The 22,541-nt window shown below is 67.9% G+C and carries 28 protein-coding genes; 12 read left to right on the forward strand and 16 right to left on the reverse strand.

Annotated elements, in window-relative coordinates; all coding sequences use genetic code 11:
• Window positions 1-136: 136 nt before the first annotated feature.
• Window positions 137-1,222, reverse strand: a complete 1,086-nt coding sequence (hisC, locus tag AC068D_RS08560) for a histidinol-phosphate transaminase (RefSeq protein WP_478822210.1) — start codon at window positions 1,220-1,222, stop codon at window positions 137-139.
• A 361-nt stretch (window positions 1,223-1,583) separates the two neighbouring features.
• Here hisC and AC068D_RS08565 point away from each other — a divergent pair, with 361 nt between their 5' ends.
• The 4 genes from AC068D_RS08565 (at window position 1,584) to AC068D_RS08580 (ending at window position 5,916) form a co-directional block, all read left to right on the forward strand.
• A complete protein-coding gene (locus AC068D_RS08565) occupies window positions 1,584-2,708 on the forward strand; it encodes a LacI family DNA-binding transcriptional regulator (RefSeq protein WP_478822211.1) in 1,125 nt (374 codons plus the stop codon).
• A gap of 182 nt (window positions 2,709-2,890) precedes the next feature.
• Window positions 2,891-4,168 (forward strand): metallophosphoesterase, encoded by a 1,278-nt coding sequence (locus AC068D_RS08570; protein WP_478822599.1) that lies wholly within the window; start codon window positions 2,891-2,893, stop codon window positions 4,166-4,168.
• Between the two features lie 147 nt (window positions 4,169-4,315).
• Entirely contained in the window at window positions 4,316-5,146 is an 831-nt protein-coding gene (locus tag AC068D_RS08575; protein ID WP_478822212.1) for a hypothetical protein, read from the forward strand.
• 449 nt (window positions 5,147-5,595) lie between these two features.
• Entirely contained in the window at window positions 5,596-5,916 is a 321-nt protein-coding gene (locus AC068D_RS08580; protein ID WP_478822213.1) for a putative quinol monooxygenase, read from the forward strand.
• 177 nt (window positions 5,917-6,093) lie between these two features.
• Here the strand turns inward: AC068D_RS08580 and thiC are convergent, their stop codons facing one another.
• Entirely contained in the window at window positions 6,094-7,887 is a 1,794-nt protein-coding gene (thiC, locus tag AC068D_RS08585; RefSeq protein ID WP_478822214.1) for a phosphomethylpyrimidine synthase ThiC, read from the reverse strand.
• A gap of 196 nt (window positions 7,888-8,083) precedes the next feature.
• On the opposite strand from thiC, the gene AC068D_RS08590 reads away from it, so the two are divergent.
• Window positions 8,084-9,445 carry a YibE/F family protein gene (locus AC068D_RS08590; RefSeq protein ID WP_478822215.1) on the forward strand — a complete coding sequence of 454 codons (1,362 nt, stop codon included), beginning with the start codon at window positions 8,084-8,086 and terminating at the stop codon, window positions 9,443-9,445.
• A 39-nt stretch (window positions 9,446-9,484) separates the two neighbouring features.
• Here AC068D_RS08590 and AC068D_RS08595 read toward each other — a convergent pair whose 3' ends face one another.
• The 4 genes from AC068D_RS08595 to AC068D_RS08610 form a co-directional block, all read right to left on the reverse strand.
• On the reverse strand, window positions 9,485-9,919 hold the full coding sequence (locus tag AC068D_RS08595; RefSeq protein WP_478822216.1) for an SsgA family sporulation/cell division regulator: 435 nt from the start codon (window positions 9,917-9,919) through the stop codon (window positions 9,485-9,487).
• A 99-nt stretch (window positions 9,920-10,018) separates the two neighbouring features.
• The gene (locus AC068D_RS08600) at window positions 10,019-10,780 is read right to left on the reverse strand and encodes an IclR family transcriptional regulator (protein WP_478822600.1); all 762 of its coding nucleotides are present in this window, start codon (window positions 10,778-10,780) and stop codon (window positions 10,019-10,021) included.
• A gap of 361 nt (window positions 10,781-11,141) precedes the next feature.
• Entirely contained in the window at window positions 11,142-11,354 is a 213-nt protein-coding gene (locus AC068D_RS08605) for a DUF5326 family protein (RefSeq protein ID WP_478822601.1), read from the reverse strand.
• A gap of 130 nt (window positions 11,355-11,484) precedes the next feature.
• Complete coding sequence (locus AC068D_RS08610; protein WP_478822217.1) at window positions 11,485-11,802, reverse strand: cupin domain-containing protein; 318 nt, start codon at window positions 11,800-11,802, stop codon at window positions 11,485-11,487.
• Between the two features lie 51 nt (window positions 11,803-11,853).
• Between AC068D_RS08610 and AC068D_RS08615 the strand changes: the two genes are divergently transcribed.
• The 5 genes from AC068D_RS08615 (at window position 11,854) to AC068D_RS08635 (ending at window position 15,564) form a co-directional block, all read left to right on the forward strand.
• Window positions 11,854-12,234 carry a phage holin family protein gene (locus tag AC068D_RS08615; RefSeq protein WP_478822218.1) on the forward strand — a complete coding sequence of 127 codons (381 nt, stop codon included), beginning with the start codon at window positions 11,854-11,856 and terminating at the stop codon, window positions 12,232-12,234.
• Between the two features lie 7 nt (window positions 12,235-12,241).
• A complete protein-coding gene (locus AC068D_RS08620; protein ID WP_478822219.1) occupies window positions 12,242-12,745 on the forward strand; it encodes a low molecular weight protein-tyrosine-phosphatase in 504 nt (167 codons plus the stop codon).
• 20 nt (window positions 12,746-12,765) lie between these two features.
• The gene (locus AC068D_RS08625) at window positions 12,766-13,953 is read left to right on the forward strand and encodes a cystathionine gamma-lyase (RefSeq protein ID WP_478822602.1); all 1,188 of its coding nucleotides are present in this window, start codon (window positions 12,766-12,768) and stop codon (window positions 13,951-13,953) included.
• Between the two features lie 442 nt (window positions 13,954-14,395).
• Window positions 14,396-15,343 carry a Nal1-like putative serine protease gene (locus AC068D_RS08630; RefSeq protein WP_478822220.1) on the forward strand — a complete coding sequence of 316 codons (948 nt, stop codon included), beginning with the start codon at window positions 14,396-14,398 and terminating at the stop codon, window positions 15,341-15,343.
• Window positions 15,340-15,564 carry a hypothetical protein gene (locus AC068D_RS08635; protein ID WP_478822221.1) on the forward strand — a complete coding sequence of 75 codons (225 nt, stop codon included), beginning with the start codon at window positions 15,340-15,342 and terminating at the stop codon, window positions 15,562-15,564. Before AC068D_RS08630 ends, AC068D_RS08635 begins: the two co-directional genes overlap by 4 nt.
• An 85-nt stretch (window positions 15,565-15,649) precedes the next feature.
• On the opposite strand, the gene AC068D_RS08640 is transcribed toward AC068D_RS08635, so the two are convergent.
• The 6 genes from AC068D_RS08640 to AC068D_RS08665 all read right to left on the reverse strand — a co-directional run bounded on the left by AC068D_RS08640 (window position 15,650) and on the right by AC068D_RS08665 (window position 19,231).
• Window positions 15,650-15,967 (reverse strand): hypothetical protein, encoded by a 318-nt coding sequence (locus AC068D_RS08640; protein ID WP_478822222.1) that lies wholly within the window; start codon window positions 15,965-15,967, stop codon window positions 15,650-15,652.
• 111 nt (window positions 15,968-16,078) lie between these two features.
• Complete coding sequence (locus AC068D_RS08645; protein ID WP_478822223.1) at window positions 16,079-16,522, reverse strand: hypothetical protein; 444 nt, start codon at window positions 16,520-16,522, stop codon at window positions 16,079-16,081.
• Between the two features lie 14 nt (window positions 16,523-16,536).
• Window positions 16,537-17,337, reverse strand: a complete 801-nt coding sequence (locus AC068D_RS08650) for an aminoglycoside phosphotransferase (RefSeq protein WP_478822603.1) — start codon at window positions 17,335-17,337, stop codon at window positions 16,537-16,539.
• Between the two features lie 76 nt (window positions 17,338-17,413).
• Window positions 17,414-17,542, reverse strand: a complete 129-nt coding sequence (locus AC068D_RS08655; protein WP_478822224.1) for a hypothetical protein — start codon at window positions 17,540-17,542, stop codon at window positions 17,414-17,416.
• Window positions 17,543-17,550: 8 nt separating this feature from the next.
• Window positions 17,551-18,669, reverse strand: coding sequence for a radical SAM protein (locus AC068D_RS08660; protein ID WP_478822225.1), 1,119 nt, complete (start codon window positions 18,667-18,669; stop codon window positions 17,551-17,553).
• 154 nt (window positions 18,670-18,823) lie between these two features.
• Window positions 18,824-19,231 carry a hypothetical protein gene (locus AC068D_RS08665; protein ID WP_478822226.1) on the reverse strand — a complete coding sequence of 136 codons (408 nt, stop codon included), beginning with the start codon at window positions 19,229-19,231 and terminating at the stop codon, window positions 18,824-18,826.
• Here AC068D_RS08665 and AC068D_RS08670 point away from each other — a divergent pair.
• Window positions 19,230-19,409 carry a hypothetical protein gene (locus AC068D_RS08670; protein WP_478822227.1) on the forward strand — a complete coding sequence of 60 codons (180 nt, stop codon included), beginning with the start codon at window positions 19,230-19,232 and terminating at the stop codon, window positions 19,407-19,409. The genes AC068D_RS08665 and AC068D_RS08670 overlap by 2 nt on opposite strands.
• A gap of 179 nt (window positions 19,410-19,588) precedes the next feature.
• Here AC068D_RS08670 and AC068D_RS08675 read toward each other — a convergent pair whose 3' ends face one another.
• Together AC068D_RS08675 and AC068D_RS08680 are read right to left on the reverse strand one after the other, a co-directional pair.
• The gene (locus tag AC068D_RS08675) at window positions 19,589-20,077 is read right to left on the reverse strand and encodes a hypothetical protein (RefSeq protein WP_478822228.1); all 489 of its coding nucleotides are present in this window, start codon (window positions 20,075-20,077) and stop codon (window positions 19,589-19,591) included.
• Window positions 20,071-20,493, reverse strand: coding sequence for an ATP-binding protein (locus AC068D_RS08680; protein ID WP_478822229.1), 423 nt, complete (start codon window positions 20,491-20,493; stop codon window positions 20,071-20,073). The genes AC068D_RS08675 and AC068D_RS08680 overlap by 7 nt, the downstream gene beginning before the upstream one ends.
• A 136-nt stretch (window positions 20,494-20,629) precedes the next feature.
• Here AC068D_RS08680 and AC068D_RS08685 point away from each other — a divergent pair, with 136 nt between their 5' ends.
• Window positions 20,630-21,982: a transcriptional regulator gene (locus tag AC068D_RS08685; protein ID WP_478822230.1), complete on the forward strand. Its 1,353-nt coding sequence runs from the start codon at window positions 20,630-20,632 to the stop codon at window positions 21,980-21,982.
• Between the two features lie 70 nt (window positions 21,983-22,052).
• Here the strand turns inward: AC068D_RS08685 and AC068D_RS08690 are convergent, their stop codons facing one another.
• Both AC068D_RS08690 and AC068D_RS08695 read right to left on the reverse strand, forming a co-directional pair.
• On the reverse strand, window positions 22,053-22,304 hold the full coding sequence (locus tag AC068D_RS08690) for a hypothetical protein (RefSeq protein ID WP_478822231.1): 252 nt from the start codon (window positions 22,302-22,304) through the stop codon (window positions 22,053-22,055).
• Window positions 22,301-22,537, reverse strand: a complete 237-nt coding sequence (locus AC068D_RS08695; protein ID WP_478822232.1) for a holin — start codon at window positions 22,535-22,537, stop codon at window positions 22,301-22,303. The genes AC068D_RS08690 and AC068D_RS08695 overlap by 4 nt, the downstream gene beginning before the upstream one ends.
• Window positions 22,538-22,541 lie beyond the last annotated feature (4 nt).

Below are 22,541 nucleotides of genomic sequence, written 5' to 3' on the forward strand. Positions count from 1 at the left end.
GCCGTCCCCACGCAGTGTCGACTTCGGGGCCCTGAGGGCCCGGGGGGCGGGGATCACCGAACAGCACGCGGGCAGCATGGGAGAGCCCCCACGAGCGGGGTGCTCGCGGGGGCTCTCCCGATCGTCCGGAGGCCCGCTACATCGCGTTGCGGAACGCCTCCGCCGTGTTCAGGAACACATCATTCGCTTCGCACTCGCCGATGGTGACCCGCACGCCCTCACCCGCGAACGGCCGCACCACGACACCCGCCCGCTCACACGCCGCGGCGAAGTCGACCGTACGCTCGCCGAGCCGAAGCCAGACGAAGTTCGCCTCGGTCTGCGGCACCGTCCAGCCCTGCTTCACCAGCCCGTCGTACACCCGCGTGCGCTCGGCGACGAGGGCGCCGACCCGCCCGAGCAGCTCGTCCTCGGCCCGCAGCGACGCCACCGCTGCGTCCTGGGCGAGCTGGCTCACGCCGAACGGCACCGCGGTCTTGCGCAGCGCAGCCGCCACGGGCTCGTGGGCGATCGCGAAGCCGACCCGCAGGCCGGCCAGGCCGTAGGCCTTGGAGAAGGTCCGGAGCACGGCGACATTCGGCCGCTCCCGGTAGATCTCGACACCGTCCGGTACGGCCGTGTCCCTGATGAACTCGCGGTACGCCTCGTCCAGCACCACCAGGACATCGGAGGGCACCCGGTCGAGGAACCGTTCCAGCTCGTCCCGGCGCACCACGGTTCCGGTGGGGTTGTTGGGATTGCAGACGAAGATCAGCCGGGTCCGGTCGGTCACCGCGTCGGCCATGGCGTCCAGATCGTGCACATCGCCCGGCGTCAGCGGCACCGGGACGGACGTGGCACCGCTGACCTGGGTGATGATCGGGTAGGCCTCGAAGGACCGCCACGCATAGATGACCTCGTCACCGGGACCCGATGTGGCCTGGAGCAACTGCTGGGCGACGCCCACCGAGCCGGTACCGGTCGCCAGGTGCGAGACAGGCACGCCGAAACGGTCGGAGAGCTCGTTCATCAACCCGGTGCAGGCCATGTCCGGGTAGCGGTTGAAGCTCGCTGCCGCGGCGACCGCGGTCTCCATCACTCCGGGCAGCGGCGGATACGGGTTCTCGTTGGAGGACAGCTTGAAGGCAGCCGGGCCCTCGGCACCGGCCGCGGCCGGCTTGCCGGGCTTGTAGGTGGGAATGCCATCCAGCTCGGCGCGCAGCTTGGGGCTCGTCTCACTCACCGCAGGTCCTCCTCGACCGTCCTACACACTCACCAATGCTGCTCACCTTATGAGGATTCCGGGCTGCTGCGAATGGGCGGAGGCGGAACGCGGAGAAAAGGGGGAGCGCTCCCCATCTGGGCGCGCGCCGGTGGCTCACTCCGTGGCGCGCATCACCCGTAGTGGTGAGTTGAGACCTCTTCGAGACATCGCCCTTATGGCAGGCCCATGCCGGTTGACGACCGTGAGACCACCGCAGACCCCATCAACACCCTTTGATTCAAAGACAATTACGGGTCATTCGCCATGCAGAAACGTACCTGTCAACGAGCGCATATGCGACCGGACCAACCACTCGTCATCGCCCTACTATCGGCTCGCCATGACAGCAGCAGGGAAGCACCAGGTGAGCCGGACAGAAACTTCGCGCCGGGGCCGCCGGCAGGGTCGGGCAGGCATCCGGGACGTGGCCGCCGCAGCCGGTGTCTCCATCACGACTGTCTCCGACGCACTCAACGGCAAGGGCAGACTCCCGGACGCCACGCGCCGCCACGTGCGCGAGGTCGCAGACCGACTGGGCTACCGCCCGTCGGCCGCCGCCAGAACGCTCCGTACCGGCAAGTCGGGACTCATCGGCCTGACGGTGACCACGTACGGGGATGAACCTTTCACCTTCACCGAATTCGCGTATTTCGCCGAAATGGCCAGAGCCGCGACCTCCGCCGCACTCGCCCGCGGGTACGCGCTCGTCATCCTCCCGGCCACCTCGCGCCATGACGTCTGGTCGAACGTCGCCCTCGACGGCACCGTCGTGATCGACCCCTCCGACCACGACCCGGTCGTCACGGAACTGGTCCGCCAGGGCTTGCCGGTCGTCTCCGACGGCCGCCCGGCAGGCACTCTTCCCGTCACCGCCTGGGTCGACAACGACCATGAAGCCGCCGTACTCGACCTGCTCGATCATCTCGCGGCCGCCGGCGCCCGCCGCATCGGCCTGCTCACCGGCACCACCACGGACACCTACACCCGGCTCTCGACCACCGCGTACCTCAACTGGTGCGAGCGGGTCGGCCAGGACCCGGTCTACGAGGCCTATCCCGCACACGACCCGTGTGCGGGCGCCGTCGCCGCCGACCGGCTGCTCGCCCGGCCGGACCGCCCCGACGCGGTCTACGGACTCTTCGACCCCAACGGCACCGATCTTCTCGCCGCGGCCCGGCGGTACGGGCTGCGAGTCCCGGACGACCTGCTGCTGGTGTGCTGCAGCGAGTCCATGGTGTACGCCAACACCGAGCCGCCCATCACCACGCTCTCGCTCAAGCCCCGGCGCATCGGCACCGCTGTGGTCCAGCTGCTCATCGACGCCATCGAGGGCGTCGACGACGGCGGACCGGTCGAGCAGGTGATACCGACCGAACTCATCATCCGTACGTCCTCACAGCGCCGCTTCCCCCGGACGACGGTGAGCCCCCCGCGGTCGCCCTCCCAGGACGAGACTCAGGACTGAGTGGCCCGATCACCGAACCCTGGATCACCCCAATTAGGGCGAAGCGGTCACCGAACCCTGGCTCTACCCGGATTCAGCACCCCTGGTGCGTCACACAGCACGAGCCGCATTCCTATGATGGGCGCACGACACCGAGGGCCTCCCCCGACCAGGCCGGTCCGACGGTGCACGGCGGCGCGACGGTGGTGGAGGGGTCGATGACTCAGGGGGCCGGTCAGGAACCCGTGGTGCGGACGGCGACGTTGCGTGACTTCCGGGTGCCCCCCTATGCGCAGGTTCCGGTGCAGTCACAGGTCGCCGGGCAGTCACAGCCGCCCGCCCCTGAACAGTCTGCCGCGCATGAGCACGTTCCCGTGCCCGTGGCCGAGCAGGCTGCCATGCATGAGCACCCTCCCGTGCCCGAGCAGACCGCCGCGGCGCACGAGGCCATGCCCGTGACCGAGCAGGCACCCGCCCATGGCGTCGGCGCGTCCGTGCAGCCGGCCGCCCACCCCGGGAACGCCTATCCGGACGATGAGCTGCCCGAGGGGTACACACCCACCGAACGCGATCTGCCGGTGATCAACCGCCGCGGAGACACCGTTCAGGTGAATGTCACGCCCGTCGAGGCGGAGAGTCCCGTCCCCGACGGCCTCGGCCCGCTCTTTGTCGTCGGAGATGTCCACGGCTATCTCGACGAGCTGCTCGCCGCGCTCACCGAGCAGGGCCTGATCGACGCCGAGGGCCACTGGGCGGCCGGCAACACCCGGCTCTGGTTCCTCGGCGACTTCACCGACCGCGGTCCCGACGGGATCGGCGTGATCGACCTCGTCATGCGGCTCTCCGCCGAGGCCGCGGCCGCCGGCGGCTACTGCAAGGCCCTGATGGGCAATCATGAGCTGCTGCTCATCGGCGCGAAACGCTTCGCCGACACCCCCGTCAACTCCGGCGCCGGTACCGCCACCTTCCAGGCCGCCTGGCTCCTCAACGGCGGCCAGAAGTGCGACATGGACCGGCTCCAGGACGTCCACCTCCAGTGGATGTCCCGACTGGACGCCGTGGTCGAGGAGGACGGGCATCTGCTGATGCACTCCGACACGACGGCCTACCTCGACTTCGGCACGACCATCGAGGACGTCAACGAGAACGTCCACGAGATCCTCAACCGGAACGACGCGGACGAGTGCTGGGACCTCTTCCGCAAGTTCACCAAGCGTTTCGCCTTCCGTGACGACGACGGCCCCGAGGCCGTGCGCGAACTGCTCGGCGCATACGGCGGCCGGCGCATCGTCCATGGCCACAGCCCGATTCCCTATCTGCTGGGCCAGGTGGGCACCGAGGACGCCGATGACGGCGAGGGCGACTCGGGACCGGTCGTCGAGGGCCCGCACGTGTACGCGGACGGGCTTGCCGTGGCGATGGACGGCGGCGTGACCATGGCCGGAAAGCTGCTGGTCGTCCAGTTTCCGTTGCAGAGCTGAGGCAATCCGGGGGAGGCGATTTCCGGAAACCCCCTGTCACCCCGTGCCTTGACCGCTCTACCATCGGCTTATCCGTAGCAGGCTCTCCTCCGTTTCCGCCCAACTGCCCATCCACGCGGGCAATCCGGCCCTACGGAGCATCGGGGGATGCACATGAACAGCGCTCCGCACCTGCTGACCGAGGATCGCGCCGAATACGAGCGCATCCTCGACGACGCGCTGCGCAACGCACACGAACGCCCGGATCTCGACGCCGTCGGAAAGCGGCTCAACGCCGAACAACTGCGCACGATGGCCCTCAACGCCACCGCGCTGATAACCAGCGCAGCCGCCCCGGAGTATGCGTACTACGTGCAACTCCGCGAGGAGCAACGCTCGCCCACTGCCTCGTCCGTCGCGAGCTCGGTGCTGGGACCTGCGGTCGGCGACACGGCAGAGGCCGGTGCCGGGGCGGGCTTCGGCGCCGTCCTCACCGTGCTGGCGCCGATCCTCGCGGGCACCGCCGCGGTGATCTTTCTGCTCGTGGGTTATGTCCTGAAGGCGCTCAGCCCTGAACCCGCTTTTGCGGAGACCCTGCTGACGGCCGGCTGGTTCTTCGGGGCACTCGCGGCGGCGGGTCTTCTGGCCGCCGCGATCGGCCTGCTGATCACCGCTCTGCGCAACGGCGCGACCCAGGTGCCCGCCGAGGAGACCAGCGGCGAACTGCCCGACGAGGTGGCTCGCGCCAAGGATGCCTGGCGGCACGCCGTCCTGGAGCGGGGTGTCATCCCGTTTCTGCGGGCCGCCCTCGCCGACCCCAGCACCGACCCGACTTCCCCGGCCCCGCCCCGCCGGGTGAACCGGATCCCCAAGATCGGTTACAGCGGGCCCGACTTCTCGAGCCCGAGCGAGGGCTCTTCCACCACTTCCCGGCCGACGTTCACCAGCCCGGACTTCACGAGTCCGGACTTCGGCCCGCCCGAGCACCAGCCCGAGTAGCCGCCGGACATCCGGGAGGCGGAGGCCGTCGCGGGTGGCGGGCCGTCGCGGGCGGCGAAGGCCGTCCCGCAGGGGAGGCCGTCCCGCAGCGGAGGCCGTCCGGAGCCCTGGCCCGGGAGTTCACTCAGAGCGGCTGAGCTCTACGGCGTTCCCACGGCCGGGCCCGCAGCCCGTACGCACGGGGCCGTGCGGACCCGCGCGATTCACCGTTCAGGGGTGCAGGGGCTCGAAGTTCGTCCCACGGCTCGTTGACGTCAGCAGGACGTCACTTGGCACGACAGCCCCGGAATCGAAGATTCCGGCATCGGCAAGCCCTCGATCTCCATGTCGGAAACGGTAGAAGAAGTGTCGGATCCGCCACTGGGACGACCTCGGTCGGCGCCGTACGTTGATCACACCGATCGGAAACGGACCAACGCCACCCCGACCATCCACGGAGAACGCTTCTCATGACCAGCACCCATGAATCCGTCCGCCTTGCCCTGCTCGCCCGTATCGAGGCCAAGCCTGAGCACGCACAGGAGATCCAGGACCTCCTCACCGGCGCGGTCGCTCTGGCCGAGCAGGAGGACCGCACCACGGTCTGGTTCGCCCTGCGTCTCGGTCCGACCTCCTTCGGGGTCTTCGACGCGTTCGGCAGTGAGGACGCCCGCCGCGCCCACCTCGAAGGGAAGATCGCGGCAGCGCTCGCCGACGCGGCCCCGCTGCTCGCCGAGGCCCCGGACATCCGCCCGGTCGACGTGCTGGCGGCAAAACTCCCCGCCGCCTGAGAGACGGCCCGGGCACGCCCGGGCGTGAACGCACGGCACCGGCACCGTCGCTGCTCCGGGGAACTGAGGCTCCCCGGGGCAGCGGTCTCCCCTGGTGGCCGGCGGCGATGCCGTCGGCCCGGAGGGGAGGGAGCCCGCGACTCCCCCGGTTGGGTCGCGGGCCGATCCGGACTGTACTCAGTCGGCGAGCGGCAGATACACGCGGCTACCGCTCTCCGCGAATTCCTTCGACTTCTGGAGCATGCCCTCGGCGATCTCGGCATCCGTCGTGGCCTGCTCATCACCGCCGAACTGCTCCGAGATGCTCCTGCTGATCTTCATCGAGCAGAACTTCGGTCCGCACATCGAGCAGAAGTGCGCGGTCTTCGCCGGCTCGGCCGGCAGCGTCTCGTCATGGAACTCCCGTGCCGTGTCCGGGTCCAGGGCCAGGTTGAACTGGTCCTCCCAGCGGAACTCGAAGCGCGCGTCGGAGAGGGCGTCGTCCCACTCCTGGGCGCCCGGGTGCCCCTTGGCGAGATCGGCGGCATGAGCCGCGATCTTGTAGGTGATGACGCCCGTCTTGACGTCGTCCCGGTTCGGCAGGCCGAGGTGTTCCTTGGGCGTGACGTAGCAGAGCATCGCCGTACCCCACCAGGCGATCATGGCGGCACCGATGCCGGACGTGATGTGGTCGTACGCGGGCGCCACATCGGTCGTCAGGGGCCCCAGGGTGTAGAAGGGCGCCTCTTCACAGATCTCCTGCTGGAGGTCGATGTTCTCCTTGATCTTGTGCATCGGAACATGTCCCGGGCCCTCGATCATCGTCTGCACGTTGTGGCGCTTGGCGATCGTGTTGAGCTCCCCGAGGGTCCTCAACTCGGCGAACTGCGCCTCGTCGTTGGCGTCCGCGATCGAGCCGGGTCGCAGGCCGTCGCCGAGCGAGTACGTCACGTCGTACGCGGCGAGGATCTCGCAGAGCTCCTCGAAGTTCTCGTACAGGAACGACTCCTTGTGGTGCGCGAGGCACCAGGCGGCCATGATCGAGCCACCGCGCGACACGATGCCGGTCTTGCGGCGGGCGGTGAGGGGCACGTACCGGAGCAGCACGCCGGCATGGACCGTCATGTAGTCGACGCCCTGTTCGGCCTGCTCGATGACGGTGTCCTTGTAGATCTCCCAGGTCAGCTCCTCGGCCCGGCCGTCGACCTTCTCCAGCGCCTGGTAGAGCGGGACGGTACCGATGGGCACGGGGGAGTTGCGCAGTACCCACTCGCGGGTGGTGTGGATGTTTCGGCCCGTGGAGAGGTCCATGACCGTGTCCGCGCCCCAGCGGGTCGCCCAGGTCATCTTCTCGACCTCCTCCTCGATGGAGGAAGTCACCGCGGAGTTGCCGATGTTGGCGTTGACCTTCACCAGGAACCGCTTGCCGATGATCATCGGCTCGATTTCCGGGTGGTTGACGTTGGCGGGCAGCACCGCACGCCCCGCTGCGATCTCCTCACGTACGACCTCGGGGGAGACGTTCTCGCGGATCGCCACGTACTCCATCTCCGGCGTGATCTCACCACGACGGGCGTACGCGAGCTGCGTCACCGCCTGTCCGTCGCGGCCCCTGCGGGGCTGGCGCGGGCGGCCGGGGAACACCGCGTCGAGGTTGCGCAGCCCGCCGCGCGGCGAGGTGTGCTTGATTCCGTCGTCCTCCGGGCGGACAGGACGGCCGGCGTACTCCTCGGTGTCGCCGCGGCCGATGATCCAGTTCTCGCGCAGCGGCGACAGCCCGCGGCGGACATCGGTCTCGACAGTGGGGTCGGTGTACGGCCCGGACGTGTCGTACAGGGTCACGTCCTTGCCATTGGTGAGGTGCACCTGACGAACGGGCACGCGGATGTCCGGGCGGGAGCCCTCGACATATCCCTTGTGCCAGCCGACGGACTTCCCGCTCTCGCCCTCGTTCGAGTTGGAGGCAGGCGTGCGTGTGTCCTGAACGGTCATCGTGACCTACTCCCTACGCCGGCATTACCCGGTAACAGGTTCGGCGGTCGGCGCAGCTGTCCCGTTCGTTGTACGGCGGTCAGCGCCCTCTCAGCCCGGTGCTCCGAGCTCCCGCGTGTGCAAAGGTGCCACCACGCTAGCGCCCCGCCGGGCGCGCTGAACAGTGGGCCTCCTCCGTTCTTGCGATGATCTGGCGGTGACCTCCTCCCAGCAGACGCCCGAACCCCACGACCGCAAGGCCGGCGCCCGCGGAGCGAACGGCCCCGAAATCGATCACGGCCATGGCCATGCACACGCTCACGGCCCCGCCGCGCCCGTCTCCCGGCATCTGCGGCGGGTCATCGCCGCGGTGCTGATTCCCTTCGCCACGGCAGTCGTCGTGGGGCTCGTCGTCCTCTGGCCCGGCGGCACACCGGGGCACGAGCGCACAGGTGTCGGCTTCGACCGGCAGACCGAGGAGGGAAGGGTGGTGAAGGTGGAGCAGGTCGACTGCGACAAGGTCAATGCCGCGCAGGTGCCGCCCACCGGTGACACCCCGACGCCCGAGGGGCGCGAAGCGGTCAACTCACAGCAGCGAACGTGCGGAAAGGCGACGGTCGAGGTCACGACCGGCAAGGACAAGGGCCGTACGTTCCTCGAGATCGTGCAGCCGGACGCACCACGGCAACTGCACGAGGGCCAGGAGGTGGTGGTGGCGTATGCGCCGGATGCGCCGCGCGAACTCCAGTACTCGGTCTCCGATGTGAACCGTGAAATCCCGTTGGCCCTGCTCGCCGGGATCTTCGCACTCGCGGTGGTGGTCGTGGGCCGGATGCGCGGCGTGATGGCCCTGATCGCACTGGCCGCGAGCTTCGCCGTGCTCACCCTGTTCATCCTGCCCGCGATCCTGCAGGGCTCGAATCCGCTGCTGGTGGCGGTCGTCGGAGCGAGCGCCATCATGCTGATCGCGCTCTACATGTGCCATGGCGTCTCTGCCCGTACCTCGGTCGCGGTGCTCGGCACGCTCATCTCGCTGCTGCTCATCGGACTGCTCGGTTCGCTCTTCATCGGCTGGGCGGCGCTGAGCGGGAACACGGACGACAACACCGGTCTGATCCATGGTCTCTACCCCGAGATCGACATGTCCGGCCTCCTGCTGGCCGGCGTGATCATCGGCTCGCTCGGTGTGCTCGACGATGTGACGGTGACCCAGACATCGGCCGTCTGGGAACTGCACCAGGCGGATTCGACCATGGGGCCGCGCGCGCTGTACCAGTCGGCCATCCGGATCGGCCGGGACCACATCGCCTCGGTCGTCAATACGCTCGTACTTGCCTACGCGGGCGCATCATTGCCCCTGCTGCTGCTCTTCTCGATCGCGCAGTCCGGCGTGGGAACGGTGGCCAACAGCGAGTTGGTGGCGATGGAGATCGTACGGACACTGGTGGGATCGATCGGTCTCGTCGCGTCGGTGCCGGTGACCACCGCACTGGCCGCCCTGGTCGTCTCCGCCGACCGCGCGGCCGACACGAGCACGGCGGCGCGGGGCGGCGGAAGGGGCCGTCGGCGCAAGAAGTGACCTGGGCGTCCCCGCCTCAGCGCACCTGTCGGTCGCGTTTCAGCCCGCGTTCTCCTCCGCGAGGATCCGACCGAGCACCTCCTCCAGATGGTCCTCGAAATCACCGAGCGTGCGTTCCTGCCCCAGGGGAACCAGCTTGTCCGTGCGGTCGAGGAAGGCCACCAGGGGCGCGGAGCTCGCCCGGAACAGTGCCCGGTCCGCGCCGACCTGGAGCCGGATGGAGACATCGGGCAGGCCCTCGGACATGGTCGGCGTGATGCGCACATCGCCTTCCCCGCTCGGTCCGTTGATGCCGTCGACGAGCAGTTCACGACCGAAAGCCCAGGTCACGGGCGCATCGCCAGGCAGGTGGAAGGTCATCCGGACCGCATACGGATCTTCCGTCTCGTACCGGAGTTCCACCGGGATCCGGAACGAGAGCTCCTCGGAAACCAGAAAGCTCATCAGGACCTCGGCCTGAACCGACTCGCGCATCAGTAACCCCGCAGTGGATGAAACGGCCGGGAATGAACACCCAAGGCCCTCTTGACGCCATCGTGCTGCACCCACTAGCAGATCACAAGGAGTGATTTTTCAGATACTGATAGAGAGCGCGAAGGGGCTCAGCAGGCTTTCCATCCCGACGCGCAGTTGATCAATTGCGGGGAGCAGCCGTTCTTCCTGGTGAAGCGGGAGGGAAATCGCCAGGGCGGCAGCCGTGGTACCAGCCGCAGGGGCAACCGGAATTGCCGCACAGACCGTGCCGACCGCATATTCCTGTTTCTCGACGACCGGTTTCATCCGGCCCGTCGCATCCAGCTGGTCCAGTTGCTCGAGGCGTTCCAGCAGCGCGCGCCGGCTGCGGACCGTATAGGGAGTGATCGCCTGAACGGGGTGGCGGTCGAGATGGTCATTGCGGGCTTTCTCGTCCAGCTGACTCAGCAGACACTGCCCGATTGCATGGGCATGACCCGTCTCACGGATATCGGCCGACGCCTCCACGGCGTGCGTGTACCGGCTGTCCGCGAAGGCGACGAGCTCGATCTCGCCCTCTCGGTAGACGGCGAAGTACACAGGCGCGCCGATGGCGTCCCGCCAGTGGACCAGCGCGTCCTCGATCCTGCCACGACGATTCTGCAGCGCTCCGCCGACCGCGAGCCGCACAGCCGCTTCGCCCAGGAGGAACAGGCCGTTCTCGCGCCGGAGATAATCCTCGTACGTCAGGGTTCGCAGCAGGTGGTAGGCGGTGGGGAGGGGCAGGCCGGCTTCACGCGCGAGCTGCTTGGCGGGAGCTCCGCCCGGGTGCGCACCCACGGCCTCGAGCAGTCTCAGCGCGCGCTGAACCGAGCCGATCAGGGTGGGTGCGGAAGCCGCGGACGCCGCGCCCGGAGCGGGAGCGGCCTGTGCCGTCGTGGCAGGCGCAAGGTCAGGAGCAGGAGCCGTAGCTGTGGCCAAAGGTCACCCCCGGGCGTGGTGACGGGCGGCAAGCCCGCCTGCGGGGGCCGCCCCCGCGCGCCTGCCGAGCTCCTGAGCAGGTCCAGGCGCCTGGGTTCAAGCGCGGGAACGACCCAGGAGATCGCACGAACCGCTGTTCACGGCGATTGTCGACCCCTGGTTCCCAGGGGACGGCAGGCGCTCGCCACTCTAATGGCAGCCTCCGTTCGGCCGTATGGTTTCGCGTTCACCGTTCCCCCGCGCGGGCTAACGTACGTACGCGCTACCAGTCACCGCGCGACGACGATGACCCCGTGAACTTGCGTACGACGTACACGAGTCCACCGACGAGCGCCACGAACACCAGCACCTTGAAGAGCAGTCCGATGACGATCCCGATCACGGTGGCGATGAGCCCGCCGAACACGACGATGGCGATCAAGGGGATCGCGACCCACTTCACCCACCAGGGCATCCCCGCGAATATCTCCTGCACCGCCATCGTTCCTACCTCGCTTCTATGGGTTGTCCTCCGCCATCGATGCTAGGGGCGCACGGAGGCCCGCGGAGCCTCCGCAGCCCTTGAACTCCCCTGACCCGACCCCTAGGGAAACCCGACCGACAGGTCAGCTCTCCGGGGGAGAGAAGACGACCATGACCCGCAGATCCTCGGTGATGTGATGGAACTTGTGGGCCGCACCCGCCGGGACATAGACCACGCTGCCGCGCCCCACCTGGGTCGTCTCCGTCCCGACCGTGATCGAGGCCCGGCCGCTGACCACGAAGTAGATCTCGTCCTGACCGTGCGGCTTCTGGGTGTCGAGGTCGCCCGCGTTCAGCGCGTACAACCCGGCCGACATGTTCCGTTCGCGCAGGAACTGCAGATACGCACCGTCGTTGGCGGCGCGCTCCGCCTCCAGCTCGTCCAGTCGAAATGCTTTCATCGTCCGTCCGCCCCTGCACTTGGCCCGATCACGTCTGCCACGATCAGACACATGATGAATTTCCTCGTCAAGACGATCGCGAATGCCGGGGCCCTGGCCGTGGCGATCTGGCTGATCCAAGACATAACACTCACCGGCACCAGCACCGGCAAGAAGGTGCTCACGCTGGTCCTCGTCGCCCTGCTCTTCGGTCTGGTGAACTTCTTTGTGAAGCCCGTCGCGAAGCTGCTGACGCTTCCGCTCTTCTTCCTCACGCTCGGGTTGTTCACCCTGGTGATCAATGCCCTGATGCTGCTGCTGACCTCGTGGCTCGCCGGGGAGCTCGGGTTGAGCTTCCATGTCGACGGCTTCTGGACGGCCGTGCTCGGCGGCTTGATCATCTCGATTGTGTCGTGGGCGCTGAACATCGTCCTCCCGGACGACAAGGACTGAGCGTCCCATGTCTCTCCCCCATGCCTTCTCCATCTGCTTCGTGTGCACCGGCAATATCTGCCGCTCACCGATGGCCGAGTCCGTCTTCCGTGCACGCCTCGAGGAGGCCGGGCTGGACGGTCTCGTCACGGTGAACAGCGCCGGCACGGGCGGCTGGCACGAGGGCGACGGCGCCGATCACCGGGCCGTCGCCGTCCTGCAGGCGGGCGGCTACGAGTCGGGCCATGTCGCACGGCAGTTCCGCGCCGCCTGGTTCGCCGGGCTGGACCTGGTGATCGCCCTGGACGAGAGCCATCTGCGGGAACTCCGGCGGATCGCGCCGACGGAGGCGGACGCAGCGAAGGTGCGACTGCTGCGCTCCTACGATCCGGTCGTCCACGACGATCTCGATGTCCCCGACCCGTACTACGGCGGCATCGACGGCTTCGAGGAATGTCTGGAGATGGTGGAGGCGGCGAGCGAGGGTCTGCTCGCCGCGGTCCGGGATGCTGTCGAGGAGCAGGCGGCATGACAGGCGGAAGGACGGGCGACATGAGCGGCGGGACGGCGACGAGCGGCAGGCCGGGCATGGGCGAGGGCACGAGGGCGGTCAGAGCGGGGCTGCCCGAGGCGCGGAAGTACGAACCGGCCTTGCCGGGACCGGTCTTCGCCGCGCACTACCACCTGCCGGGCGAGCCGACGGGTCCCTATGCCTACGGGCGCGACGACAACCCGACCTGGACCCTCCTGGAGCGGGCCATCGGGGAGCTGGAGGCCCCCGGGGCGTATGCGGGCCGCGATGGCGCGGGGGATGACTCCCGTCCCGAGACCGTCGCCTTCGCCTCCGGGATGGCCGCAGTCTCCGCGGTGCTGCTCTCCCAGGTGCAGACGGGCGACGTGGTTGTGCTGCCGGACGACGGCTATCAGGCGCTGCCGCTGGTGCGGGAGCAGTTGGAGGCCTTCGGCGTCGAGGTCCGGGTGGCGCCGACGGGCGGCGACGCACAGCTGTCCGTGATCGACGGGGCGAAGCTGCTGTGGATCGAAACGCCCTCGAACCCGGGCCTCGACGTGTGCGACGTGCGGCGGCTCGTGGACGCGGCACACGCAGGAGGGACCCTGGTCGCCGTCGACAACACGCTCGCGACGCCCCTCGGCCAGCGTCCGCTGGAGCTGGGCGCGGACTTCGCCGTGGCCAGCGGCACAAAGGGACTCACCGGTCACGGAGATCTGCTGCTCGGCTATGTGGTCTGCCGGGACCCCGCACTCGCCGCCCGTGTACGCCACTGGCGCAAGGTCGTCGGCGCGATCCCGGGCCCGATGGAGGCCTGGCTGGCACACCGTTCGCTGGCCACGCTGCATCTGAGGAACGACCGCCAGTGCGCGAACGCATTGGCTCTCGCTCGTGCACTGGCCGGGCGCGCCGAGGTGACGGGACTGCGCTACCCCGGGCTGCCGGAGGACCCTTCGCACAAGATCGCCGCGGCGCAGATGCGCCGCTTCGGCTCGGTGGTCTCCTTCACCCTGCCCGATCGCGGACACGCGGAGCGCTTCCTGGCCGGGCTCCACCTCGTCGATGACGCGACGAGCTTCGGAAGCGTCCGCTCCAGCGCCGAGCGCCGGGGCCGCTGGGGCGGTGACGCCGTCCCGGAAGGATTCATCCGGTTCTCGGTCGGCGCGGAGGATCCGGATGATCTGGTGACGGATGTGCTGCGCGCTCTGGAGGCCGCGGCTGTTGTCTGACATCGGAAGCGGGGCCGTCATCGATCGCGTCCCGGGCCGGCCCGCGGCGGGGGCACCGGCGGCGCCCCGCCGCGGGCCGATGGCCTGCCGCACGCGAAGGGACGGTCCGAGCCTCCCCCCTCTTAACTCGGACCTCCCCCGGTGATCCGGGTCAGATCCGCCCTGCGGGGCCATGAGCTGCGAAGATGTGCGTTTCATGGCGTTGCCCTCGGTGCTCGATCTATCGGGCGCGCGCTCCCCGGAGGCTCCCCAGACTCCCCGGATTCTCCCCAGGAAACGCGCTGAAACGGCCCCTCCCACCCAGCTCGACCTGGGCGGGAGGGCAGTTCCCACGGCCTTCCGCTAGACAATCCCATGTCATGCCGCATCGTGAACTGAGGGTGACTTAGAGCAAACGGCCACCATCAGGCAGATATGCCCGATATGTTCCTATGGTGGATATATGGGCGTAGAGGTCACTGATCGCGTACTGGCTGCACATGAAGAGGCCAAGGAGCTTTTGCTGGCTCCCGTAGGTTTTGGTGTGCGCGTTGGCCGAGGTATCGAGCGCTCGGGGAACGTCGTAGGCGTCGGGATTCGAGAGCAGACGCTCAACGGCCACGGCACCGGAGAGGCGTGCGTGGCTGTTTACGTGATCGGCAAGGAGTTCGTCGACAATGAGGGCGCCATACCTGGGAAGGTGGCCGGCGTGGCCCTTCAGCTCATTGAAAATGATGGTCCGTTCGTAGCCTTTGGGGAACGGGACCGCTACCGCCCTGCTGTCATCGGCCTGTCGTTCGGACACGTTTCGGGCACTACCGGAACACTCGGGTTGATCGGACGGCGCGAAGGTGATCTATGTGGCGTCGGGTGTAACCACGTGATCGCCTGCGAAAACCAGGCGCAGGCGCGTGATGCCCTTCTACAGCCAGCATCAGCCGACAGTGGGACTGATGCCGATCGCATTGCCGAGCTAGCCACCTGGCAGAACCTGGACTTTCTGGGCGGACCCAATCGGATAGATGCTGCCGTTGCCGAGGTCTCCGATGGTGGAGTCTCGCCTTTCATCTACGGCGTGGGACCGCTGGAATCAGAGCCGTACATCCCACGGTTGGGCCTCGTGGTCCGCAAATCCGGGCGGACAACCGGGGTCACCACCGGCAGGGTGAGCGACCTCTGGCTGGATGTCCCCGTCGAGCTCGCCCGCGGCGATGTAGCAATGGTGCGGCAGCTTGGGGTTGAGGCTGTTGATGGGGGGACGTTCAGCTGGCGTGGTGATTCAGGTGCTCTGGTGGTTGAGGCCGAGACACGTCGCCCCGTTGGCATGGTTTGCGGAGGCACCGCTCGTCGATCCATTGTGAACCGGATCACCTACGTCTTGGATGAGCTCGGAGTATCGTTGCTGAGATGAAGCGCCACGAGAGCCTCAAGGAAGCGCGCATCGCCAAGGAGCGGCACGCGATAGAGCTCCTTGCGCTGAAGGGCGTCAGTGGCGTCGGAGTAGCCCGTCTTCGGGGCCGCCCGGCTATCACCGTCTACGTCGAGCCTGGCTGCAGCGTTAGCCACATCCCTCAAAAGATCGAAGGCGTTCCTGTCCTCGTCCAGGAATCAGAATCTGCACAAGCCTTCTAGTTGCCTCCAGGTCCTGGCATGTGAGCGAAACGGCCGAAGGAACTGGCCAATCCATGTGAGCCCCGGCGCCGACGGCAGTCGCCGGTTACAGGTCCGGCAGCTCCATCTGCCGTACCCACATCTGCCAACTTTCATCCGCCGGCACCCACTGCCAGCCGTCCGGATCAGCCCCATACTCGAAGAAACGATCAATTCGTGACTCGGCCCAGTCCGCAAACGCCGCGCGCGCGTGCGCGTCAATGCCCGGCCGCACCATGAGCCACACGACTAGGCTCCCATCCCCTGGGTCCTTGATTTTCGCGTAGCCGTCGTGCTCTGGCCGGGCGGAGTCTGGCCAGTCGTCGTCTCGGATGGGCACGCCTCGGGCAGCAAGCCGCCGTTCAGCTTCAGACTGCTCGTTCATGTACTCCAGCCTGGCACCATCTGCAGACCAGACGCCAGGAAACGCAGGAACGGCCTCCATGTGTCCCGTCACCAAGAGCAAAGCGTGGCCGCTGCGTTGGATCGAGATCCCTCATCGGTGACGAAGGATCGAGACAACTTCGGGGATCTGGGCTCGAGGAAAGTGCAGGAGGGCGGCGGCGGCTAGGCCGTCCGCTTCGAGAGGGACGTTCATCCTCCATGAGCCGACGCTCCAGGGCCTGCGTATCCGGTCGCCGAAGGCTTCGGTATTGGCAAGCAGTGCCACGAACCGCTGGGCGTCGGTGGTCGGCATCTTCAGTAGCGCGTAGCCGCGGTGATACGCGATGAACCCGTCCCCGCCGTAGCCGAGAGGGGTGGCACGTTCGGCGCGAACGCCGGCGGTGGCTTCGCCAACGTCTTGGCAGCAGGCGGTGGTGGCGAAGCCGAGGCGCCAGAGTTCGCGAACAACGGCAATCATCTCGACATCGATGTCCGCCTGCTTTCCCTCGGGGGTGGTGAGCGTCTCGAAGGAGTGGACGGGCGGGTCTGTTGCCATCGGGTCTCCCCGTGTCAGTCGCGACGGTAAGCGGACCATTGGGCCGCGGCGTTGGCGAGGGCCTGCTTCCACGGGACGTCGGGAGCGTCCGCGGCGATGCCCTCCCAGAGGCGGTGCTGGGCGGTGGCGAACACATCGAGTCCTCGGGTGGGCGCGGTAGCCCAGGCCGGGGCATTGGCGGCCCATTGCTCGGCGCCCTCGGGGGTATGGCCGGAGGCGATCAGCCAGACAACCCAGCATGCGGCGTCTATCCAGGCCGCGCCGCGGGTGGGCCAGGCCCAGTCGACGACGTGGGCAGCGTTGTCGGCAATGAGGACGTTGTCCGGGGTCCAGTCGGTGTGCAGCAGGGTGTCGCCGCGCAGGAGTTCGGCGTCGTCTGGTGTGTCGAGGTAGTCGGCCATCCGCTGCTCGATCTGCTTCAGCTCGATGTCCGCCGGGGCGCGGACGGAAGCGAGCACGATGATCGCCTCGGCGACGAGCGGCAGGTCTGAGGATGAGGGGCTGTAGTTGGCGGCTCGGCCGTCGAGGTGCTCGAAGCCGAGGAGGTTCCATTCGCCGTCGTCGATCCGCCAGAGGAGGCGCGGGGCGAGCGGGGCGACGTACGGGTTGATGGCGGCCTCGCGCTGCTGGGTCCAGACGCGAGGGTGATCGCAGCGCAAGCCCTTTACGAACACACGGCCGGCACCCGTCTCAAGGATCGCTGCGATCTCGCTGTTGAGCCCTTTGTCCGCCGTCGTCGCAGCGTAGATAGGTCCGGTACGGGCGATTACGGCGTCGCGGGTGGCGCTGGGGAGGTCGTTCCAGTGCAGTCTCATGGTCACCACGGCGGGAGTGTAGGGGCAGGAGAGCGGTGGGCCGCCCGCGTGGCGCGGGCGGCCCACAGGTTGTGGATTAGTACGGGTTGTCTTCCCCACAACCGAGCATGACCTCAGTGCCGGCGATGGCGTCGAGGTCGTCAACGAACTCGATCTCCTCCTCGGCCTGCGGCCCGGGAGTGATCTCTACTGCGACGATGGACATGGTGGGTGTTACCTCCTCCCCTTCTCGGTGTGCTGGCAGTACCGGTTCAGGGGCGCATTGGCCTTGCGGTACAGGGCCACGAGCGGCATGCACGTGCTGCACTTCTCGCTCAGGGTGCAGCCCGCGCATCCGCCCTGGCGCCCCAGCGCCCGGTCGGCGATGCCTCCGAGCCGGGCGAGTCCCGCGACTCCTTCGGTCACAAGAGGGATCGGATCGTCGCGGGAGACCTTGCAGACGCTGGCCATGCCGTGGGGATCCACGTGCAGGGAGGTGTGGCCGGCGTCGCAGCCGGTGAACGGTTTCCGCTCGCCCAGATAGGCCGCGGCCTGGGAGGGCAGGGACTCCGCTCCGCCGTAGATAGTGGGTGACATGTGCGAGTACTCGCGCATCACGGCGCCATACCGCTCGGCGAGGGCGTGCATCGCCTCGACCTCGTGGACGTTTTCCTCGGTGACGATGACGGTCAGTTCCAGCGGCAGCCCGGCCTCGTGCGCGGCGTCCAGCCCCCGTTTGAACTGCTTCCAGGCTCCTCGGCGCTGGGTAAGCCCGTCGTATGTCTCCTCGGTTGCGCCGTAGACGCTGAGTGTCAGCCGATACGGGCGGCGGCCGGTGAGAAGGTCGAGGATCAACGGGTTGTGGAGGCGAGATCCATTGGTCAGAACCTCGATCATCATCCCGAGCTCGTAGGCGAGCGAGTAGACCGCTCCGAAGTACCGGTCGATCGTCGGCTCGCCGCCGGTGAGCTGAAGCCAGACGACGCCGGCATCGCGGAGGATATGCAGGAGCGTCTCGCGCTCAGGCCAGTCGAGGCCGGCGAACTCCTTCAAACCCAGATAGCAGTGCTTGCACGCGAAATTGCAGCCCAGGTTCAGCTCGTACGAAGCCCGGCCGTGGCCGTACGGGGACGGGCTGCGGACGAGCAACGCTTCATTCGACCTGCGCCCCTCCAGGCCGAGCCCCCACTGCCGCCGTGCAGGGCCGAGCAGCCAGACAGGAATCTCGGCAGCCGTCGTGACGACGTGCTGGAGTTCGAGGTACCGGTGCGCCGGTATCTTCATCCCGCTCGCGCTGCCGGGGCGTAAGACGAAGTAGTTGCCGAGGAACGGGGCAACGATCAGTTGATGCATGGGGGCCTCCCAACGTTGACGAGGACACCTTCTGGGCTGCGACCCTGACCCAACGGTCGCCATGGGCCCGCGGATGGCGGGGTGTGGTGGTGCCCCGCTCCAGGCAGCGGTTTGTGTTGACGAGCCCTCCGCTACCCGAAGCAGGAGCAGGAGCTCATGGGTGGTGGTCTGGCGGTACGCGCCGGTAGACGCTCGACCGGGCGGCGCACGCCTCACTGTCGGTGCAGATCACGGACTCGAACCATTCAAGATCCATGTCGTCCAGCTCTCGGGCCATGTCGAGGTCCTCGACCCGCGCGGCGATCTCGCACAGCTGGCACTGAGCGAGCGCAGCGAGTGGCGCGGGCTCGTGGCCGATGGGGACCGCGGCCCCCAGCCGAGTCCAGGTGTCCGGGTCCACGGTGCGCAGGAAGCAGGCGGCCGCATCGAGGCAGACGTGGCGCTGTGTCGCGTGCTCGCCCTGCTCGGCGTCCCGCCAGAGGAATGACTCGGACCGGAGCGTCGAGAAGGGGACGAGACATCTGCAGAGGCCGCACCGGAACAGCTCGGATGCTCTATCCATGGCTCATCGCCAATACGTACGGACGTACGAGCGGGAGGTCGGTCACGTCTATCGGCCGGCGGCGCTCCAGTACGTGCTCTGGCAGCGGTCGGCGCGCGTACGGCGGCGGCTCGGGGAGAACGGGCCGCCCCATCGGCGCCACGACGGGGGCATATCGATTCGTGACCCGGGCAACTAAGTCGCGCCAGGCACGCCCCATTCCCGGACCTAACCAGATACAGAGGCACGCGATAAAGTCACGCATTGCGTCATCAGCTCCAGACAGCTGTTGGCGTCCCGGCGGCCGTGCCATCGGCCGCCGGGGCCTAGTGAATGTTGTTCGTGCGCACTCTCTCGGCGTCACACAGGCGGGCCCCCTTACGCGGTGAACTGCCACGGGTGCCGGGCCTGGGTCTTCCCGAGGAACAACCGCCCTTCCATGACCCCGCGGGTCACGTATGGCCTGACCACACCCATCGGTGCGTGTGGTGGCAGGGAGTCCAGACCAACCGCCACGGCTACGGTTGCGCCATCGGCAACGAACCTCGCCCAGTCCGCCCCGATCGGTGCCCACAATGAGAAGTCGCAGCCGTCGAGGCTGAGCACGGCGTAACACTCCTGCTTGATGTAGAACCGCGGTCCGATGTCGGGGAGGATCGCGCCCGGCTCAGCCAGCGCAAGTGCGCGGGCGAGTCCGCGCATTCGCCCCTCGATCACCTCGGGTGACTCGTTCTCCCGCCGCTCGGGCGGATGGGCGAGCAGGAGGAAGGCAACGTGGCCGACCTCTGTGAGGTCGATCCAGTACCAGAGCGCAAGCGAGGCGAGAAGGCCGGCAGTGGGCCGGGAGTCGGTGGACCGAGTCAGCATCGGGTTGCACCATTCGGTAGCTCCCGCTGGGTGCTGATCTTGAACTCCGTCCATACGGTCTTGCCGCACGCGGCGTGCGGCTCCACCCCCCATCCGTCCGCGAGTGCGTTCACAAGCAGCAGGCCCCGCCCGGCAGTGGCGTCTGCGGTCGGCTGCTTCATCTGCGGCTCGCGTCGCGTGCCGTCGTGCACCTCGACGCGCAGACAGCCGTCGTCAAAGGAGACCCTCACCGCGAAGGGGCCGCCCGTGGGCAAGCCGTGGCGGACCGCGTTCGTGGCGAGTTCGGAGACGCAGATCAGCGCATCGTCGGAGCGGTCGGTGATCCCCCACTCGCTGAGCCAGCGACGTAAGAAGGAACGCGCCTCGGGCACCGAAGCGTCGGCTCGTGGGAACTGTTGCCCCACCGGTCTCGGCATGAGCGCAACTCCCTTGCCTCCGCGGTTGGTTCGCTCAACCAGGCAACCGCTGCGCCGGATCCAGGGGTACCGTCGGAGGCGGTGGCAAAGGGTGGCACTTGAACTACCACGCGTGGTGAAGGGGTAGGAACTCAACATGACGTCGCCGAACACGGACTTTGCGCGCTGGCTGGAGCGGTCCGGCCTGAGCAACAAGGAGTTGGCCCGCCAGATCAAAGCCGCAGCTCAGCTGTGGGGGCAGCCCAACATCCAGCCCGATGCGACGGCGGTGCGGCGGTGGCTGAACGGGCTCCAGCCGCGGATGCCCGTGCCTGAGATCATCGCCGACGTCATCTCAGCCAAGGTCGGATTTCGGGTCACGACGTACGACCTTGGCTTCCCAGAGTGCGGAACAGGGGACCGATCGCTCGCCTACAACTCCTCGTTCGCCGTTACGGTGGAAGCCGTTGCCGACTTGGGGAGGGCCGACGTGGACCGTCGTAAGTTCTTGGCCGCGGCACCGTTCGCCGCCGTTGCTGCCGTCGGCCCGTCGCGAGACTGGCTGCTCAACACGCTTGACCAGCAGCCCGAACCAGGGCCTCGTGTGCGCCTCGAAGATGTGACTGCCGTCAAGAACATGTTCGGTGAGTTCCAGAAGATGGATGTTCTCCAGGGGGGCGGCTCCGGTCGACTCGTCCTGGCGGCGTACATGAACCAGCACGTCTACCCCCTGCTGCGCCGTACGCACACGGAGGAAGTCCGGCGCGCACTGTGCGAAGCCGCCGCCGAGCAGACGTATCTGCTCGGGTGGATGAGCTACGACAACGGGGCGCATGGGACCGCTCAGCGATACCTGATTCAGTCGCTCCGCCTTGCCGAGGAATCGAAGAACGCAGCGCTGGGCGCTCACGTCCTGGCGGGCATGGCCGACCAGGCCACGCTGCTCGGTAATCCGGCGGAGGGAAGGCGGCTGGCGCAGGCCGGCCGCGCCGGGCTCGGCAAGAACACATCACCGGCCTGCCTTGCCGACCTGTGGGCGCTTGAGGCGCGAGCCCACGCCAAGCTCGGGGAGAAGGCCGAAGCGGCGCGGGCCGTGGCGAACTCCGAGGCGGCGTACAGCCGGGTGCGCCTGGAGGACGAGCAGGAGTGGGCGGCCTTCATCGACCCCGCCTACCTCCATGGCGAGCACGCGAACACCTTCCGGGACCTTGGAGAGGCAGCGACCGCAGAGCAGCACGCCCGGCAGTCCATCGACCATGCCCGCAAGCAGCGACGCGCGCGCCGTGGTGCGATGTCGCAGGCTGCTCTCGCTGCCTCGCATCTTCAGCGGCGCGACCTCGAAGCGGCTCACGCTGCGGGGCTGCGGACGCTGACGCTGTCCCGGCAGGTCAACAGTTCGCGCTGCATCGAGGCCGTGCAGGACCTGCAGCGCCAGATGCAGCCGTTTGGTACCCACCGCCTCGTCGCCGACTTCAACGAACGGGCCCGCGAGCTGGTCGCCGCGGCGTAGCGATCGCCATCAACGACAAGAGACGCCCCCGTTCACCGGCGCAGAGCCGGTGAACGGGGGCGTGGTGTGTTCAGGATCTGGCGAGTTGCCACACAGTGATCAGGGTTGAGGTGACGGCGGCGACCGCGGCGAGAGTGGGGATCGGCCACCGATTCGCTTCGATGCGCCGAAGGCGTTCCTCGTGGTCATCGAGCTGTTCGGTCATGCCGGCCAGCCCGTCGAGCTTGCCCTCGATACGACTGACGCTCTCACGGGTCGCGCGCAGCTCGCCGTACATCTCCGCCGCGGTGATCGTCACGACCGGGACGGATTCGTTGTTCACCCCTTGCCACCGGCGACGCTCTCGGTGATGCCCGGTCCGGTACCGCCCGCGCCGCTGGTCGCTATGGCGGTGAGCACGGAGAGGAGTGCAGCGCCGGCGGCGAGGGATAGGCCGTCGCCCCAGTCAGCGCGGAGAACGCCGACGCCGTCGAGTCCGAGGGTAGCGACGAGGACCTGGGCGAAGGTGCGGACCGCGCGCTCCGCGGTGGCCTTCCAGAATCCGGTAGTGGTCATGTGA

It is taken from the genome of Streptomyces sp. NPDC043861 (assembly GCF_056435905.1).